Raw genomic sequence first — 16,599 nt, forward strand, 5'->3', positions numbered from 1 at the left:
TCGGGCATTCCGATATCGTTTCGTGACTTAGGTTCGGCTACCCTAAGTATCATGACGATCTCTTCACGCCTCCGCCGCGCCGCACTCGTACTCGTGCCGGCGCTCGCCCTGGTCGGCCTCGCCGGCTGCTCCCCCACCGCCGCATCCGACGCCGACAGCAGCGGCGCCTGGAGCTACACCGACGACACCGGCACCACGGTCAAGCTCGACGAGCAGCCGAAGCGTGTCGCGAGCTTCGCCGACTACGCGCTCGGCCTGCACGGCAACGGCATCGACCCCGTCGCGGTCTTCGGTCGCGTCGACGTCGCCACCGACAAACGGTTCTCGGACTACGACCTCGGCGACACGGCCATCGTCGGCAACAGCTACGGCGAGATCGACCTCGAGGCACTCGCCGAGGCGGCACCCGACCTCATCGTGACCGGGATCTACCCGACCGACCGCGACGGCACGCTCGACCTCAAGGGTCCGTACTACGGCGTCGCCGACGTCGAGCAGCAGGAGCAGCTGGAGAAGATCGCTCCGGTCGTCGCCATCAAGGTCGGCGGCAAGGGTGCCGACGTCATCGCCTCGCTCAACAAGCTGTCCGAGGCGCTCGGAGCCGACGAGGACACCATCGCCGCGGCGAAGGAGAAATACGACGCCGCTGCAGCAGACCTGACCGCCGCGGCGAAGGAGACCGACCTCGAGGTCACGCAGATGTATGCGGACGCGAGCGGCATCTACGTCGTCAAGCCGCAGGACGAGCCGGAGACGGAGCTGTACAGCGAACTCGGCGTGACGTACACGAACGCGAACCCGGACGGCTACTACTACTGGGACATCTACAGCTGGGAGAACGCGGGCCAGGCGATGACCGGTGACGTCCTGCTCGTCAACGTCGAGGGCTTCCAGCAGAGCGACCTCGAGGCGCAGGCGACCTTCGCCTCGCACCCGGCACTCGTCGCCGGTCAGATCCACTCCTGGAACACCGCCGCCCTCGACTACACGTCGCAGGCGAAGCAGATGGAGACGCTCGCCGGGATCCTCCGCGAGTCGAAGGCGCTGTAGCGAGCACCCGGTCCCTGAGCCTGTCGAAGGGCGCTGGTTCTCTCCTGCACCTCGACAAGCTCGGTGATCGTCCGGGGTGGGGCGCGCCGCTCGTGCGAACCCCACCCCGTGTGCTCCCGACGCACCGGATCGGCTCCGGAGTGTGCCGACCGCACATGGGCTGAGCCTCCAGACGGCCGGTAGCCTCGTCAGGCGTCCCGGCCGTCCGGGTGCGCCCAACACGAAGGAGTGCCATGGCCATCCAGAGCGCGCGCGAGAGCGACCCACGCGGAGCAGACACCACCGCCGTCGGCCAGAGCGACATCGATCGCGACGGCCTCGACTCCCGGGTGCAGCGTCGCCGCGCCATCCTCGCCAGCTCGGTCGGCACCGTCATCGAGTGGTACGACTTCACCCTCTACGGGCTGGCCTCCGCGCTCGTGTTCGCGCCGCTGTTCTTCCCCGGCGCCGGTGACCTCGCCGGCCTGCTCGGCGCGTTCGCCGGCTTCGCGGTCGGCTTCGGTGCCCGCCCGATCGGCGGCCTGATCTTCGCCCACTACGGCGACAAGCTCGGGCGCAAACCGACGTTGCTCATCACGCTCCTCTTCATGGGCGTCGCGACCACCTTCATCGGCCTCCTCCCCACCGCCGACGCCATCGGCATCTGGGCGCCGATCCTGCTCATCGTGCTGCGGATCTTCCAGGGCATGGGCTCGGGCGCCGAATTCGCCGGCGCGATCACGATGGCGAGCGAGTCCGCCGATGTGAAGCACCGCGCGTTCGCCGCGTCGTTCCCCGGCGCCTCCGTCTACGTGGGCATGGCGCTCGCGACCACCGTCTTCGCCGTGGTCAGCACGCTCCCGATCGAGCAGTTCCAGAGCTGGGGCTGGCGGATCCCGTTCCTCGCGAGCGTCGTCATCGTCGCGTTCGCGCTGTACTTCCGTCTGCGGGTCAAGGAGACGAAGGCGTTCGAGAGTGCCGAGGAGCGCGGCGCGGTCACCTCGGCACCACTGGTCGGCGCCATCCGCTCGCACTGGCGGGTGATCCTCTGCGGCATGGGGCTCTTCGCGTTCGCGCTGCCGTGGGTCTACGTCGTGCAGGTGTTCTCGCTGTCGTACGTCACGGGCACCCTGAGCGTGAACCCGACGGAGGCGCTCATCGGCCTCATCGTCGCCGAGGTCCTCACCATCCCGACGGCGCTGCTGTTCGGTCGACTCGCCGACCGCATCGGCCGCAAGCCGGTCCTCATGGGTGCCGCGATCTTCGGGGTGCTCTACGCGTTCCCGATGTTCCTGCTCTACGACACGGAGCAGTCGGCCCTCGTCGCCCTGGGCCTCATCCTGGGCCTCGCCGTCATCCAGGGGGCCACCATCGGCACCTCGGGTGCACTGCTCGCCGAGATCTTCCCGACCTCGATGCGCTGGAGCGGCATCGCACTCTCGCGGGAGATCCCGGCCGCCCTCGTCGGCGGGACGGTCCCGCTGGTCGCGACCGCGCTCGTCGCCGCGAGCGGTGGCGCACCGTGGTTGGTGGCGGCGTACCTGCTGGTGCTCAGCGCGATCGGCATCGTCGGGATCGCGTTCCTCCCGGAGACCCTGCCGCGCAAGCAGCGCGGCTGACCTGTCCCCCCCCCCCCGGTCCCTGCGCCTGTCGAAGGGCGACGTCACCCGTGGGCACTTCGACAAGCTCAGTGACCGGCGGAGGTGAGCTCAGTGACCGAAAGAAGTGAGCTCAGTGACCGGAACCAGGCCAACCCGGCAGACCCGGTCCCTGAGCCTGTCGAAGGGCGACGTCACCCGTGGGCACTTCGACAAGCTCAGTGACCGGGAGAGGTGCGCTCAGTAATTGGGAGGGCTCTGGCCCGCAGACGCGGTCCCTGAGCCTGTCGAAGGGCGACGTCACCCGTGGGCACTTCGACAAGCTCAGTGACCCGAAGAGGTGCGCTCAGTAATTGGGAGGGCTCTGGCCCGCAGACCCGGTCCCTGAGCCTGTCGAAGGGCGACGTCACCCGTGGGCACTTCGACAAGCTCAGTGACCGGAAGAGGCCGACCCGGTGACCCCCGGTCCCTGGCTAGTCCTCGTCCCAGGTCATGCGACGGCCCATCACGGGCACGGAGGCCAGGAGCTCTCGGGTGTAGGCGTCCTCGGGAGCAGCGAGGACGGTGGCCGTGGGGCCCGCCTCGACGACCCGGCCGGCCTGCATGACGCTCACCGTGTCGCACATGTAGTTCACGACGGCGAGGTTGTGGGAGATGAACAGCACCGTGAGTTCGAGCTCACGCTGCAGCTCGCGCAGCAGGTTGAGGACGACGCCCTGCACCGACACGTCGAGCGCCGAGGTGATCTCGTCGGCGATCAGGACCTCCGGTTCGGCCGCGAGCGCTCGGGCGATCGTGATGCGCTGCCGCTGACCGCCCGAGAACGCCGACGGCAGGTCGCCAGCCCGGTCCGGGTCGATGTGCACGCGCTCGAGCAGCTCGCCCACCCGGGACCGCTGCTCGGAGCGGCTCCAGGAGCGCCCGGTCGCCCGGGACCCCTCGGCGATCGACAGACCGATCGGCATGCGTGGGTCGAGCGCGGAGTACGGGTCCTGGAAGACGAGTTGCACGCGTCGACGCGCACGACGAGCAGCGGACGAGCGCCCGACGATGTCGGCGCCGTTCAGTCGGATGCCGCCGGCGCTCGGGATGACGAGACCGACGGCGGCCGCGGCGACCGTCGACTTGCCCGAGCCGGACTCCCCCACGAGGCCGTGGGACGTGCCCGGGCGGACCGTCAGGTCGAAGCCGTCGACCGCGGTGTGCGCGGACGCGCCGTGGCCGTAGCGGACCGTGAGGCCGGAGAACTCGAGACCGGTCATGCGCGCTGTCCTTCGGTGGTGATGGGCCCTTCGACAAGCTCAGGGACCGGCCCTTCGACAGGCTCAGGGACCGAGAACGACTCACCGATGACCGGGAGCGGCATGGTGCGGTCGGAGGTCATGTCGGGGACGCAGGCGATGAGCCCGCGGGTGTACGGGTGCCGCGCCTCGTGGAGGCGGTCGGCGTCGAGCGATTCGACGATGCGGCCGTCCTTCATGACGAGGATGCGGTCGCAGAACCCGCTGACGAGGGCGATGTCGTGCGAGATGAGCAGGATCGCAGCGCCCGTCTGCTCCTGCGCCTCGTGGAGCACGCGGAGGACCTGGCGCTGCACCGTCACGTCGAGCGCCGTCGTGGGCTCGTCGGCGATGAGCAGCTTCGGGCGTCCCATGAGCCCCATGCCGATCATGGCCCGCTGGCGCATGCCGCCGGACAGCTCGTGCGGGAACTGCTTCAGGCGCTTGGCCGGAAGCGGGATCCGCACCGACTCGAGTGCGGCCTCGGCGCGCTTCGTCGACTCGGCCGCCGACAGCCCCTCATGGACCTCGACGGTCTCGCGGAGCTGCTTGCCGATCGTGAGCGAAGGGTTGAGCGAAGTGAGCGGGTCCTGGAAGACCATCGCCAGCTCGAGGCCGAGGCGGCTGCGCTCGGCCTTCGTCAGCGGTGCGGTCATGTCGATCCCGCGGAAGCTCAGCTCCGAGGCCTGCACCGAGGAGTCGGGCCCGAGGAGGGCGGCGATCGCCATCGCGCTCACCGACTTGCCCGATCCGGACTCGCCGACGACACCGACGACCTCGCCGGGCATGATCGTGAGGCTGATGCCGTGGACACGCTCGACGAGACGGCCGTCGCGGTCCGGGAAGGCGACGCGGAGGTCGCGGACCTCGACGACGGGTGCGTCCTCGGTGGGGACGGCCGCCGTGGCGGCCTCGGTCGCCGCACGTGAGCCACGACGCCGCGCCGGTGCCGGCAGGCCGAGCAACCGCTTCGACGACTCGTTCCAGAGCTCGCCGAGCTGCGTGAAGATGACGCCGCACACGACGAGCGCGATGCCGGGACCGATCGCCGCCATCGGGTTGCCGTAGATGCGGGCGATACCGAGGCCGAGGAGGCGACCCCAGTCGTACTCGGGCGCCTGCACCCCGAGACCGAGGAAGGACAGGCCGGCGAAGGCGAGCAGCGTGCCGGAAGCGGAGACCGCCGCGTTCACGAGCATGGGCGGCAGCATGTTCGGCATGACGTGCCGGACGAGCACCTCCGCTTGCCCGACGCCGGCGATCCGCGCGGCCTTCACGTAGTCGCGACCGATGAGCGACGACGCGAGCGTGTAGGTGAGGCGGGCGAAGGTCGGCACGCCGGCGAACCCGACGGCGAGCATCGCACCGGTGGCGCTCGCACCCCAGATCACCGAGAAGAACAGGGCCATCAGGAGCCACGGGAACGACAACAGGATGTCGATGAGTGCGGTGACGAGTCTGCGGAGCGGTCGAGGCAGGACCGTCGCGACGGCCCCGAGCAGGACGCCGCCGATGACGGAGATCGCCGTCGCGCCGAGGGTCAGCAGCACGGACACCCGGGTGGCGACCATGACCCGGGCGAAGACGTCGCGTCCGAGCTCGTCGGTGCCGAAGGGGTGGGCGAGGCTCGCACCGGCGAGGCGGTCGGCCACGGACGTCGTGTCGGCGGCGGACCCCCAGACGGTCGGGCCGACGACCGCGACCACGATGATGAGGAGCGCTCCGATCGCGCCGGTCAGGCCGCGCGGGGTGCGGAGACGGTCGAGCACCGGGGACCGGCGTGAGGGGGTGGGACTGGAGGTGGTCGGACGGGTGCTCATGAGCTCAGCCCTCCGTGATCGAGGAGCGCGGATCGATCGTCGCGAGCGCGATGTCGATGAGGAGGTTGAGGCCGAGGACGAGGATCGCGTACACGAGCACGATGCCCTGGATCATCGGGTAGTCCTTCGAGGTGATCGACGAGACGATGCTCGTCCCGAGACCGGGGATGGCGAAGACCGTCTCGATGAGCACGGTGCCGGCGACCATGCCCGTGAGGATGATGCCGCCGATCGTGAGTGTGGACGTCACCATGTTCGGCAGCGCGTGCCGGAGGTAGACGAGGTGCGTCGGCAGGCGCTTGCTCCGTGCCGTGGTCATGTACGGCATCTCGAGGACGGCCAGCATCTCCACGTGCACGATGCGGGCCAGATACGCCATCGGACCGACCGCGAGGGCCACCACCGGCAGGATCGCCTGGTCGAAGCCTCCCCAGCCGGCGGCCGGGAGCACCTTGAGCCCGATGCTGAACACGGCGATGAGACCGACGGCGAGCAGGAGGCTCGGGATGGCGATCAGCACGCCGAGTAGACCCGAGACGCCGAGGTCGGCGAGGCGGCGGCGGCCGGTGCGCGAGGACACCGCGGTCGCGACACCGATGGGGAAGGCGCCGATCGCCGCGAGGAGGAAGGACGCGACCGCGAGGGTGAGCGTCACCGGGAACCGCTGCGCGATCGTGTCGGCGACCGGCCGCTGCGACCCGATCGCCGTGCCGAAGTCGCCGCGGAACAGCCCGCTGACGTAGTTGACGAACTGCTCCGGCACCGGCACGTTCAGGCCGAGGTCGGCGCGCGTCCGCTCGACGAGTTCCGGGGTCGCGCTGTTCCCGAGCGCAGCCCGCACCGGGTCGCCCGGCACGAGCTGCACGATCAGGAACGTCGCGACGATGACGATGGCGAGGGAGACGAGCACCCGGCCCAGTCGTCGGAGGATGAACGAGGTCCGCGGGGAGAGTCCGCCGAGGACGCCGCGACCCCCTCGACGCGCGACCGCCGGGCCGCCGGGGCCCGTGGCCGGGTCGGTGGCCTGCTCGGTGGTCACGGTCGAGGGGATCGTCATGATCAGCCGACCATCCGGATGCTCGTCGGGCGGATGAAGTTCGGACGCTCGACCTCGGCGCCGTTCAGGTACAGGAAGTCCTGCGCGTCGGCGATCGGGAACACGTCCGTCCGCTCGATGAGCTTCGCTTCGGCCTGCTGCCAGAGGTCGCAGGTCTCCTCCGGGCTGGCCGTCTTAGCCTGCTCGGCGAGCGCGTCGTACTCCGGGTTGTCGACGAACATGAAGTTGTTACCGCCCTTGTCCGGGGTCTCGCCACCGAAGAAGGTGTTCACGATGACCGGTCCGCCCGGAGCGATCTGCACGAAGCCGGTGTCCCAGTCGAAGGTCGAGAACAGCTGCTCGGACCAGGCGTTCGCGTCGTTGCCCGAGAGCTCCGTCGTGACGCCCAGCTCGTCCCAGGTCTGCTGCACGAGCTCGGCCGCGGCCGCGTGGCTCGGGGTGGCCGCGTCGTAGATGAACTTGATCGTCAGCGGCTCGCCGTCCTTCGAGCGCTTGCCGTCGGAACCGAGCGTCCAGCCCGCCTCGTCGAGGAGCTCGCCGGACTTCTCGACGTCCGTCTCGGGGAGCGTCCACTGCGGGCCGTCGGCCACGCAGAGGTACGGGCTCTTCACGACGAGCGACTTGGACTCCTCGGCGGTGCCGTCGGTGACGACCTCACCGACCTGCTCGCGGTCGATCGCGGTGACGAGCGCTTCGCGGACGAGCGGGTCGGAGGTGGGGCGCTCCGGGCGCTCGTTGAAGAGCATCTCGCCGATCGGGTTGCGCACGCCCTCGCTGCCGAGACCGGCGGCCTCGACGCGGTCCTGGTCGGCGCCGCCGATGCTCGCGGCGTTCACGTCACCGGAGAGCAGCAGGTTCGCGGCGGTCCCGGGGTCGGTGACGACGCGGACCTCGAAGGTGTCCGGCAGGCCCTTGGTGTCGCTCGTGACGTCCTCCGGGCCCCAGGTGTAGTCGTCGCGCTTGGTGAAGGTGTAGCTGGAGCCTGGGGTCGCCTTGTCGAGGGCGAAGAGGCCGGTGCCGTTCATCGTCTCGACGAGGGAGTCGGGGTCGTCGAGCCCGGCCTGGCAGACCATCTCGACGGTGCCCGTGTTGGCGAGGATGAACGGGTCGGGCGTCGTGCTCGTGACGGTGAGCTGATTGCCGTCGGCGGTCGCGGTCATCCGCTCGGAGACCTGCGCGCCGTAGTAGAAGGTCGCGTTGGCCGGGTCGGCGTTGTAGGTGATGTTCGCCGCGGCGGTCTCCGCGGTGAACGGCGTGCCGTCGGCGCAGGTGATGCCGTCCTTGAGCGTGTAGGTGATGGAGGTGGAGCTCGCGTCCTCCTCCCAGCTCTCGGCCAGCCAGGGCAGGAGCTCGCCGTCGGCGTTGACGTACACGAGCGACTCGTAGTGGAAGCTGATGATCTCGCGGGCCTCGAGGCTGATGCCCGTCATGGGGACGAGGCTGCCGGGGTCGCCGCTCATCGCGGTGACGAAGGTGCCGCCGGAGACGTACTCGCCGGAGGAATCGGAGGATTGCGAGGAGGTGCACGCGGTGAGGGCCACCGCGGTGAGGGCCGCGGTGGCGAGTGCCGCCGCGGCTTTCCGCTTGCTGTTCATGCTGGATCCTTCGTACTCGGGTGGCCGTGGTGCGCGGGTGGCCGGATCAGATGGGGTGAGGTGCCGTGCTGGTGCTGGTGCTGGTGCTGGTGGAGGGCTGTGCTGGTGCTGTGGTGCGTCAGATGCGCTGTCGAGTCGCCGTGCCGATGCGGGCGAGGGGACCCGCCGCCTTCACGGAGACCTTCAGGGTGGGGCGGGTCGCGTACGAGACGGGGGTCTCGAGCACGTCGACGATCTCGACCGAGCGCGGGTCTGCGCCGGCCTGGATCGCCTTCTCGATCGCGGAGCGTCCTGCCTCCTCGATGGCGGCTGCGCGGTCGGCGAAGTCGCAGAGCTGATCGGAGCGCCCACCGGCGAGCGCGATGGCCGCGCCCACGGCGTTGGCGACGTTGCCGCGCGCCGGGCGCAGGACCTCGCTCGCGCCGAGGACGGCGTCCGGGACGAGGAATCCTCCGCCGCCGACGACGACGAGTGGGAGGCCGGTGCGGCCGAGCGACATGCGCTCGACGGCGGACTCGATGCGTTCGTGGGCGACACCGAGCGCGTGCTCGAGTGCTTGGCGGGTCACGCGGTCGAGGGGCGGCAGCTCGCGGTCGGCGATGCCGAACTGGAGCGAGGCCGCGTCGGTCAGGGTCGGGGTGGTGCCGCCGAACAGCAGCGCCTCCTCGGTGAGCCGGTAGCCGACCGAGTCGTGCCGCGGGACACCGGTCGCGGTGTCGACGATCGTGCCGCCGCCGAGGCCGACGCTCAGGATGTCGGGCATGCGGAAGTTCGTCCGCACGCCACCGACCTCGCGGGGCAGGGTCGACTCGCGGGGGAACCGGTCGACGAGCACGCCGAGGTCGCTCGTCGTGCCGCCGACGTCGATGATGATCGCGTTGTCGGCGCCGGAGAGGAAGGCGGCGCCGCGGATGGAGTTCGCCGGCCCGGAACCGATCGTGAGCACCGGGTAACGCGCCGCGTACTCGACGGCCATGAGCGTGCCGTCGTTCTGGGCGAAGTACGTGGTCGCGTCGAGTCGCTCCTCGGCGACGACGGTCGTGAGCGCGTTCGTGACGTCGCGGGCGACGGCGTAGAGGGACGCGTTCAGGACCGTCGCGTTCTCGCGTTCCAACAACCCGAGCGCGCCGATCTCGTGACTGAGCGACACCGGGATGTCGACCCCGACGTGGTCCTGGACGAGCGCCTCGACCTCGAGCTCCTGCTCGGGGAACGACGGGCTGAAGATGCCGCAGACGGCGACCGCGTCGAAGGTGCCGGCCAGGGCGTCGAGCTCCCGGCGGATGAGGTCGCGGTCGAGCGGGGCGATCGGGTAGCCGTCGACGAGGTGGCCGCCGCCGGCGAGGATGCTCCCCGCGAGGACGACGTCGCGCAGTTCCCGCGGCCAGCCGGCGAGCGGCGGGAGCGAGGTGGCGGCGGGCGAGCCCAGCCGGATGACGACGACGCGTCCGAGGTCGCGACGGTTGACGATCGCGTTGGTCGCGTGGGTGGTGCCGAGCATGACGCGGGTGACGAGGCCCCGGTCGTCGCCGAGCTGGTCGAGGACCTCGGCGAGCGCCGCCCGGATACCGCCGGTGACGTCGCGGGTGGTGGGCTGTTTCGTCCACGAGACGACCTCGCCCGTGCCCGAGAGCGCGACGGCGTCGGTGTTGGTCCCGCCGACGTCGATGCCGATCGCGAGTTCGCCCGAGGTGTCGGTGACGGTGCTGGTGCCGGCGCTCATCGGCTCGCTCCAATGGTCTCGTCGGCGCTCACGCCGAAGGGCTCGTAGTCGAGGTCGTAGCCGAACGCGCGCGGGCCGGCGAGTTCGAGGCCGCGCGCGGTGCGCCACAGTGGATCGCACGCCCAGGCGAGGACGCTCACCCGCTGCCCGAAGCGCAGCATCTCGGTGGAGATCGCGTCGCCCGTCTCGGAGTCGACGATCGTGACGAGGTCGGGGACGCTGACGATGACCGCTCCGTCCTCCATGACGACGAGGTTCTCGTTCTGGATCTCCACGCGGGTGAGGCGACCGCGGTGCTCGCCGATCCCCTCGACCGTGACGGAACCGCGGGTGAACCCGCCCTCGGTGCGCCGCTCGATGTCGACGACCTTGCCGCCCGTGATGAGGGACGCGCCGAGTTCGTCCGTGAGCGCGCCGACGGGGTCGGTGGCGGTGAGGAGCCGGCGCCCGACCTGCACGGCGCGGCTGACGCTGCCCTCGATGACCGCGCCGCGGACGGTGTCGCGGTCCATGACGTAGTTGGCGCCGATCGAGATCGCGCCGCTGGCCACGGTGAGGGCGCGGGCGTGGCGCTCGAGCCAGGCGAGGCTGACGGGCCGCAGGATCGAGACGTTGCCGATCACGTCGCTCAGGACGGCGTACCCGGGCGGGAGGTTCGCGACGTTCATCGCGGTCATCGGCGCTTCCGGGAAGGCGCGTCCCATGCCGTCGGCGTCGAGGATGCTGAGACCGAGGCTCGCGGCCCAGCCGACGGGGCCGACGCCGTTGCTGCCGCCGATCTCCGTCGCCATGATCGTGGTGATGCGCTTGCCGGTGAGGCGCTCGATCTCCTCGACGATGATCTCTGCCTGGCCGCTCGCGCCGAGCATCTCGAAGCCCACCGAAGGGGCGCCGATGCCGGACATGGCGACGACCACGTCGTCCGCGTCGAGGTCGGCGACCTGTTTGACGGGGACCGGACCGAACTGCTCCAGGGCGATCTCGACGCCGAGCTGCGGGGTCTGCACCGCGCCGCCGCCACCGGTACCGAAGATGGCGCATCCTGCGGCGAGCGCCGGCACGTCGGCCAGGGTGATGCTGGTGATCGGCGTGGCCGACGCTGCGGAGCGTGCAGCGGGGTGGTTCGTTGACATGTACCGAGCGTAGGCAGGGCGGGGAACCACGACAATGTTCCCGTGGCCCACACAATCGGGGCAGAATGTGCTCATGGCCCAAGTCACCGTCGCCGACGTCATCCTCCAAGCCGAGCATCTCGGCGCCCGCTGCGTCGCCGGCTCCCCTGCTGGCATCCCGGTCACCGGCGTCGAGATCCTCGCGCTCGACGAGCTGAACGACGCGACCGAGCACTCCATCGCCATCGTGACGCCCCCCGACGGCGCCGTCCCGAGGCCGTACCAGGTCGACATCGCCATCCGCCGGGCCATCGCCGCGGGCTGCGCCGGACTCGTGTTCGTCGGCGCCTTCCCCGTCGCCGAGACCTCGCGGGCCCTCGCGGACCGCGGTGGTCTGCCGGTGATCATGAGCGGGGGCATCGCCTCCGACCTCGCCGTGCTCATGGACCGCACGATCCGCGGTGGTGCCGAGGAGGCGATGTCGCGCGCCGAGTTCGCGATCCAACGGGTGATCAGCGCGTCCGCGGCCGAAGCGGAGCAGGCGTCGGGTGTCGGCGTGCGGGAGGCGATCCTCGAGGTCGCCAGCACGACGCTCGGGGTGCCGGTCACGCTCGTCGAGGATGCGAGCGCGAGCTGGCTCGAACCGGACGCGGTGTGCATCGGTGAGATCCCCATCGGCCGGGTCCACGCCGAGCGCGACGACCCGGCCGCGGCGATCGCCCTCCCGGTCATCGCCTCCGTCCTCTCGCGCGCTTTGCAACGGGAACTGCACGGACGGTTCGGTTCGGTTCGCTCGCGGGCGGAGCTCATCATCGAGCTGATCTTCGCCGAATCGTCCCGCATCGACGGCTTCGCGATGGACGCGGTCCGGGCCGGCCTGCCGCTGCAGCTGTCGCACGCGGTGGCGTGGCTGACCCCGAAGCACGCGAGTGATCCCGACCGCCGCGCACCCACGGTCCTCGCGCCCTCCGTCGAGCTCTTCGCACTGCAACTCGTCGACCAGCGCGAGGAACAGTGGCACCTCGCGATGCGACGCGACGAGATCGTGGTCATCTCCTCGGAGGAGCTCGGCGCACCCGACCACCAGCGGCGACTGCGCGACGTGATGGAGCGGATCGTCGCGCACGCCTCGACGATCGCGGTGCCGGAGTGGACGTTCACCGTCGGGCTCGGGACGCCGCAGAGCGGGGCGGCGGGGCTCCGGCAGTCGGCGACCGAGGCGCGGGTCGCGGCGGAGGCCGCCATCGCGGGTGGTCGCTTCGGCACCATGGAGGCGACGGACGTCACCGGGCTCCGCCGGGTCCTCCTCGACTTCTACGCCTCACCGCTCAGCCGGACACTGCTCGACGACATCCTCTCGCCGCTCGACGCCCTCGGGCCGGAGCGGGCCACGATCTCGGTGCGGACGCTCCTCTCCTACCTCAGCCATCGGAACTCGCTGGCGCGTGCCGGGGCCGAGCTGAACCTGCATCCGAACGCGGTGAACTACCGGATCCGGCGCATCGAGCAGTCGCTCGAACTCGACCTCGCCGACCCGGACGTCCGCTTCGCCGCGGAGCTCGCCTGCCGGGTGCGGCTCATCGGTATGCCGTAGGCCCCGGTCCCTGCCCTTCGACAGGTTCAGGAACCGCGTGTCGAAGGGCCCACGCATAGCCCTCCCGTCGGCGACACGTCCTCTTTGCTGCATTTCGACAAGCTCAATGACCGGGCACAGGTCTTCCCGGTCCCTGAGCCTGTCGAAGGGCCCACGAGGTGCCTTCCCGTCGGCTACACGTCCTCCGTGCCGCATTTCGACAAGCTCAATGACCGGGCACAGGTCTTCCCGGTCCCTGAGCCTGTCGAAGGGCCCACGAGGTGCCTTCCCGTCGGCTACACGTCCTCCGTGCCGCATTTCGACAGGCTCAATGACCGGACGAACTCCTCGTCACCCGGACGATGCCGGCGGCGAGCGTCGGCCAGAGCTCGGCGGGGATGAGGTGCCCCATGCCTGGCAGGACGTGGAGCTCGGCCGCCGGCATCGCCTGGGCGATGTCCACGGCGGAGGTCCAGTGCAGGACGTCGTCCTCGCGACCGTGGAGCACGAGGGCCGGCACGGTCACGTCGCGCAACCGTTCGAGTCGCTCGGGCGCACGTAGCAGCGCCGCCCACTGCCGGCTGAAGCCCTCCGGCGCGTAGCCGCGGTCGTAGGCCTCCCCCGTCGCCCACACCTCCCAGGCCGTGTCCGGCTGGTAGCGCGCGCCGGGCACGGGTGCGGCGAGCTCCGCCATCGCGGCGACGGACTCCTCCCGGGTGTACCACACAGGCGCGACGAGCAGCTCGCGCCGGTCGCCGTGCAGGATGTAGCGCGGGTCCTGGCCAGGGATCGTGGACAGCAGACCGAGGCTCAGCACGCGCTCCGGATGGTCGAGCGCGACCATCTGCGCCATCATGCCGCCCATCGAGTGCCCGACGAGGTGCGCCTGCTCGACCCCGAGGTGGTCGAGCACCCGCAGGACGTCGTCGCCCATGTCGCCGAGCGAGTACCCGCCGTCGAGGTCGGTCTCGCCGCCGAACCGCTGCGAGAAACCGACGTCGCGGTTGTCGAACCGCACGACGCGGAAGCCCTCGTCCACGAGCATGGCCCGGAACGGGTCGCGCCAGGTGAGCAGCTGCGCGCCGCCGCCCGCGATGAGCACGATCACCGGGTCGGCGGGGTCGCCCTCCACCTCGTAGTAGATCGAGACGTCGTCGGTGTCGGTGTACGGCATGCGGTGCTCACTCTCCTCGAACGTGCTCCCTGGCGGGCGTTCCGAGGCTAGCCCGCGGCCTGACCATGCACCATGTGCCCGGACACCACGGTTCCGGTGGAGACTGTGCCGGCGCCCCAGCCGTCGGGACCGAGGACAACGCGGGTAGGCTCGCGACATGAGCGCCGAACCCCTCTCCGGAGACGACACCCTGCAGCTGCCCGAGTTCGACACCCCGCCCGCCGAACCCATGCTGCTCGCTCAGCAGTGGCTCGCCGCAGCGATCGAGCGGGACGTCAGCGAACCCCGGTCGATGACCCTCGCGACCGCCACCTCGATCGGTGTCGTCAGCGCGCGCACCGTCGATGTGAAGACCCTCGACGATCGCGGCCTGATCTTCGGCTCCTCGACCGAGAGCCGCAAGGGCGGGCAGCTCGCCGAGAACCCGAGCGCCGCCCTCCAGGTGTACTGGCGTGAGACGATGCAGCAGCTCCGCTTCGAGGGCCGCGTCGAGCAGTTGAGCGACGAGGAGTCCGACGCGCTGTTCGCCGACCGATCGCCCAAGTCACGAGCGGCGACGGCGGTCGCCCACCAGTCGACGCCGTTCCGCGACGGCCCGGAGGAGACCCTCGACGCCCTCATCGCGCAGGCGAACACGTTGCTCGAGCGCGAGGGCGATGATGTCCCGCGGCCGGCCACGTGGGTCGGGTTCCGGCTCGTCCCCGACATGGTCGAGTTCTGGCACGCCAGTCGCGACCGCATGCACCGGCGCCTCCGCTACCTGGCGGCCGACGGCGGCTGGATCGTGGACCGCCTGCAGCCGTAGCAGGGAGGCAACCAACGGGCGTCTCTCCATATGGAGAGAATTTCCGTCATTAACGCGTATAGTGGCGAATGTGTTCGTCATTAACGAGAAGGTGTCATCATGGCCGCCGGTCCAGGTCTGAGTCGCGAGATGGTCCGTCTGGGATCGAACGTCCGAGCCTGGCGCAAGATCGTCGGCCTCACGGCAGACATCGTCGCAGAGCGCGCCGGCATTTCGCGGGACACGCTGCGCGCCATCGAGAACGGACGATCGACCTCCTCCGAGAACCTGTTCGCAGCACTCCGAGCTGTCGGGATCCTGTCCCAGGTCGTCGACGCATCAGATCCTCTGGCGAGCGATTTCGGCTCGCGGAACTTCGCCCGAGCTGGCGTCGAGCGCGTCCGGATCCCTGCGACGCCCTCAGACGATCAACGATGAGCGTCGACCTGGCGCCCGACCACCTGGTCGAGGCGAACGTCAGCGTCGTCCTGCCAGACGGCGTCGAAGTCCCAGCCGGGCGGGTCACGACCGACGGGCTCCCGGGGTCGGCGGCGCCCGGCATCGTCTTCCGATACGCGGAATCGTTCCTCCTCGATCCACGCGGCTACGATCTGTCGCCGGACATGCCACGGAGCGCTGGTCCGCTCCGTGCGTGGTCGGGCCGTGAATCGCTCGGTGCACTCGGCGATGCCATGCCTGACAGCTGGGGACGTCGGATCATCCGCGCGGGAACGCAGGCGCGAAGCGGGCTGGACTACCTGCTGCACGTGAATGACGAAACACGCCAGGGTGCCTTGCGTTTCGCGGCGAAAGGCACGTTCCTCGGGCGACGCACCCATCCCGTGGCTCAGGTTCACGACCTGCCACGGATCCTTGCAGCAGCACGGGCATTCGAGACAGGCACCGAGTCCGACGAGGAGCTCGCGGTGCTGATCGAAGCAGGGACCAGCGCCGGAGGAGCGCGCCCGAAGGCGGTCGTCCGTCATCACGACGCACTCTGGATGGCGAAGTTCGCTCGCGACACCGAATACTCCGACCCGATGGCCTGGGAGGCGACGGCGCTCGCGCTCGCCCGTCAGTCAGGTGTCGAGACACCCGCCTTCGAGCTGGAGCGGATCGCCGAGGGCCGGTCGATCCTGCTCACGAAACGGTTCGACCGCGTCGGCGAGCAGCGCATCGGGTATCTCAGTGCTCACTCGCTCACCACGAAACCGGAGGACCAGCCTCTGTCGTACGTCCATCTGGCCGAAGCAGTCGCGTTCGCAAGCCCGACCCCGCGAGTGGATCTCGCCGAACTGTTCCGACGAGTCGCACTCAGCCTGCTCATCGGCAACGTGGACGACCATTTTCGGAACCACGGGTTCCTCCGGCAACACACCGGCTGGAAGCTGTCACCGGTCTTCGACCTGGAACCGAACCGGCGCCCAGACCGAGTGGAGGCCACGCCCATCACCGAAGGAGGCGAACGATACGGTCGTGACATCCGCGAACTCCGCGCCGTGCACGATGCGTTCCGTCTCTCGGCGACGGCCGCCGCTTCGATCATCCGCGAAACAGCGGAGCGCACGATGGATTGGCGGACTGTCGCGATCGGCTACGGCATCTCGCCTGAAGCCGCGGTCGTGGCCGAGCGTGCGTTCGACGGCGACAACCGGCACCACGCCCTGGAGATGCCTTCCCGGTGACCGAGCGGCCCGGCCACCGGGAAGTCCCCGGCCATTGAGCCGAGCCCGGTCATTGAGCCCGAACCCGGTCATTGAGCCCGAACCCGGTCATTGAGCCTGTCGAAATGCCCTTCGACAAGCTCAGGGACCGAGTAGACCCGGTCATTGAGCCTGTCGAAATGCACCCGGA

The 16,599-nt window shown here is 70.0% G+C and carries 13 protein-coding genes; 6 read left to right on the forward strand and 7 right to left on the reverse strand.

Annotated elements, in window-relative coordinates; translation table 11 throughout:
- The first annotated feature begins 51 nt into the window (after nt 1-51).
- Both IFT89_RS13755 and IFT89_RS13760 read left to right on the forward strand, forming a co-directional pair.
- The gene (locus IFT89_RS13755) at nt 52-1,050 is read left to right on the forward strand and encodes an ABC transporter substrate-binding protein (protein WP_138946154.1); all 999 of its coding nucleotides are present in this window, start codon (nt 52-54) and stop codon (nt 1,048-1,050) included.
- Between the two features lie 233 nt (nt 1,051-1,283).
- On the forward strand, nt 1,284-2,648 hold the full coding sequence (locus IFT89_RS13760; protein ID WP_202939244.1) for an MFS transporter: 1,365 nt from the start codon (nt 1,284-1,286) through the stop codon (nt 2,646-2,648).
- 452 nt (nt 2,649-3,100) lie between these two features.
- Here the strand turns inward: IFT89_RS13760 and IFT89_RS13765 are convergent, their stop codons facing one another.
- The 6 genes from IFT89_RS13765 to IFT89_RS13790 form a co-directional block, all read right to left on the reverse strand.
- A complete protein-coding gene (locus tag IFT89_RS13765) occupies nt 3,101-3,889 on the reverse strand; it encodes an ABC transporter ATP-binding protein (RefSeq protein WP_137242511.1) in 789 nt (262 codons plus the stop codon).
- A complete protein-coding gene (locus IFT89_RS13770; RefSeq protein WP_202939245.1) occupies nt 3,886-5,727 on the reverse strand; it encodes a dipeptide/oligopeptide/nickel ABC transporter permease/ATP-binding protein in 1,842 nt (613 codons plus the stop codon). Before IFT89_RS13770 ends, IFT89_RS13765 begins: the two co-directional genes overlap by 4 nt.
- Nucleotides 5,728-5,731: 4 nt before the next feature.
- Complete coding sequence (locus IFT89_RS13775) at nt 5,732-6,784, reverse strand: ABC transporter permease (protein ID WP_137242513.1); 1,053 nt, start codon at nt 6,782-6,784, stop codon at nt 5,732-5,734.
- 2 nt (nt 6,785-6,786) lie between these two features.
- Nucleotides 6,787-8,379: an ABC transporter substrate-binding protein gene (locus tag IFT89_RS13780; protein ID WP_079704786.1), complete on the reverse strand. Its 1,593-nt coding sequence runs from the start codon at nt 8,377-8,379 to the stop codon at nt 6,787-6,789.
- Between the two features lie 118 nt (nt 8,380-8,497).
- Nucleotides 8,498-10,102, reverse strand: coding sequence for a hydantoinase/oxoprolinase N-terminal domain-containing protein (locus IFT89_RS13785; protein WP_159877291.1), 1,605 nt, complete (start codon nt 10,100-10,102; stop codon nt 8,498-8,500).
- A complete protein-coding gene (locus tag IFT89_RS13790) occupies nt 10,099-11,235 on the reverse strand; it encodes a DUF917 domain-containing protein (protein WP_202939246.1) in 1,137 nt (378 codons plus the stop codon). Before IFT89_RS13790 ends, IFT89_RS13785 begins: the two co-directional genes overlap by 4 nt.
- 73 nt (nt 11,236-11,308) lie before the next feature.
- Between IFT89_RS13790 and IFT89_RS13795 the strand changes: the two genes are divergently transcribed.
- Nucleotides 11,309-12,808, forward strand: a complete 1,500-nt coding sequence (locus IFT89_RS13795) for a PucR family transcriptional regulator (protein ID WP_202939247.1) — start codon at nt 11,309-11,311, stop codon at nt 12,806-12,808.
- Between the two features lie 307 nt (nt 12,809-13,115).
- On the opposite strand, the gene IFT89_RS13800 is transcribed toward IFT89_RS13795, so the two are convergent.
- Nucleotides 13,116-13,961 carry an alpha/beta fold hydrolase gene (locus IFT89_RS13800; protein ID WP_202939248.1) on the reverse strand — a complete coding sequence of 282 codons (846 nt, stop codon included), beginning with the start codon at nt 13,959-13,961 and terminating at the stop codon, nt 13,116-13,118.
- A gap of 157 nt (nt 13,962-14,118) precedes the next feature.
- On the opposite strand from IFT89_RS13800, the gene IFT89_RS13805 reads away from it, so the two are divergent.
- From IFT89_RS13805 to IFT89_RS13815, 3 genes are all read left to right on the forward strand, one after another.
- The gene (locus IFT89_RS13805; protein WP_202939249.1) at nt 14,119-14,766 is read left to right on the forward strand and encodes a pyridoxal 5'-phosphate synthase; all 648 of its coding nucleotides are present in this window, start codon (nt 14,119-14,121) and stop codon (nt 14,764-14,766) included.
- A gap of 99 nt (nt 14,767-14,865) precedes the next feature.
- Nucleotides 14,866-15,183: a helix-turn-helix domain-containing protein gene (locus tag IFT89_RS13810; RefSeq protein WP_202939250.1), complete on the forward strand. Its 318-nt coding sequence runs from the start codon at nt 14,866-14,868 to the stop codon at nt 15,181-15,183.
- Nucleotides 15,180-16,430 (forward strand): type II toxin-antitoxin system HipA family toxin, encoded by a 1,251-nt coding sequence (locus IFT89_RS13815; protein ID WP_202939251.1) that lies wholly within the window; start codon nt 15,180-15,182, stop codon nt 16,428-16,430. Before IFT89_RS13810 ends, IFT89_RS13815 begins: the two co-directional genes overlap by 4 nt.
- The last annotated feature ends 169 nt before the right edge of the window (nt 16,431-16,599 follow it).

The sequence above is a fragment of the Plantibacter sp. CFBP 13570 genome, assembly GCF_014841395.1.
GTDB lineage: Bacteria > Actinomycetota > Actinomycetes > Actinomycetales > Microbacteriaceae > Plantibacter > Plantibacter auratus.

What these genes read in the sequence shown, in the direction of transcription:
- IFT89_RS13815 (WP_202939251.1), top strand. Translation starts at nt 15,180, where the DNA reads ATGAGCGTCGACCTGGCGCCCGACCACCTGGTCGAGGCGAACGTCAGC.
- IFT89_RS13810 (WP_202939250.1), top strand. Translation starts at nt 14,866, where the DNA reads ATGGCCGCCGGTCCAGGTCTGAGTCGCGAGATGGTCCGTCTGGGATCG.
- IFT89_RS13765 (WP_137242511.1), bottom strand. Translation starts at nt 3,889, where the DNA reads ATGACCGGTCTCGAGTTCTCCGGCCTCACGGTCCGCTACGGCCACGGC.
- IFT89_RS13775 (WP_137242513.1), bottom strand. Translation starts at nt 6,784, where the DNA reads ATGACGATCCCCTCGACCGTGACCACCGAGCAGGCCACCGACCCGGCC.
- IFT89_RS13780 (WP_079704786.1), bottom strand. Translation starts at nt 8,379, where the DNA reads ATGAACAGCAAGCGGAAAGCCGCGGCGGCACTCGCCACCGCGGCCCTC.
- IFT89_RS13805 (WP_202939249.1), top strand. Translation starts at nt 14,119, where the DNA reads ATGAGCGCCGAACCCCTCTCCGGAGACGACACCCTGCAGCTGCCCGAG.
- IFT89_RS13795 (WP_202939247.1), top strand. Translation starts at nt 11,309, where the DNA reads ATGGCCCAAGTCACCGTCGCCGACGTCATCCTCCAAGCCGAGCATCTC.
- IFT89_RS13770 (WP_202939245.1), bottom strand. Translation starts at nt 5,727, where the DNA reads ATGAGCACCCGTCCGACCACCTCCAGTCCCACCCCCTCACGCCGGTCC.
- IFT89_RS13755 (WP_138946154.1), top strand. Translation starts at nt 52, where the DNA reads ATGACGATCTCTTCACGCCTCCGCCGCGCCGCACTCGTACTCGTGCCG.
- IFT89_RS13800 (WP_202939248.1), bottom strand. Translation starts at nt 13,961, where the DNA reads ATGCCGTACACCGACACCGACGACGTCTCGATCTACTACGAGGTGGAG.
- IFT89_RS13760 (WP_202939244.1), top strand. Translation starts at nt 1,284, where the DNA reads ATGGCCATCCAGAGCGCGCGCGAGAGCGACCCACGCGGAGCAGACACC.
- IFT89_RS13785 (WP_159877291.1), bottom strand. Translation starts at nt 10,102, where the DNA reads ATGAGCGCCGGCACCAGCACCGTCACCGACACCTCGGGCGAACTCGCG.
- IFT89_RS13790 (WP_202939246.1), bottom strand. Translation starts at nt 11,235, where the DNA reads ATGTCAACGAACCACCCCGCTGCACGCTCCGCAGCGTCGGCCACGCCG.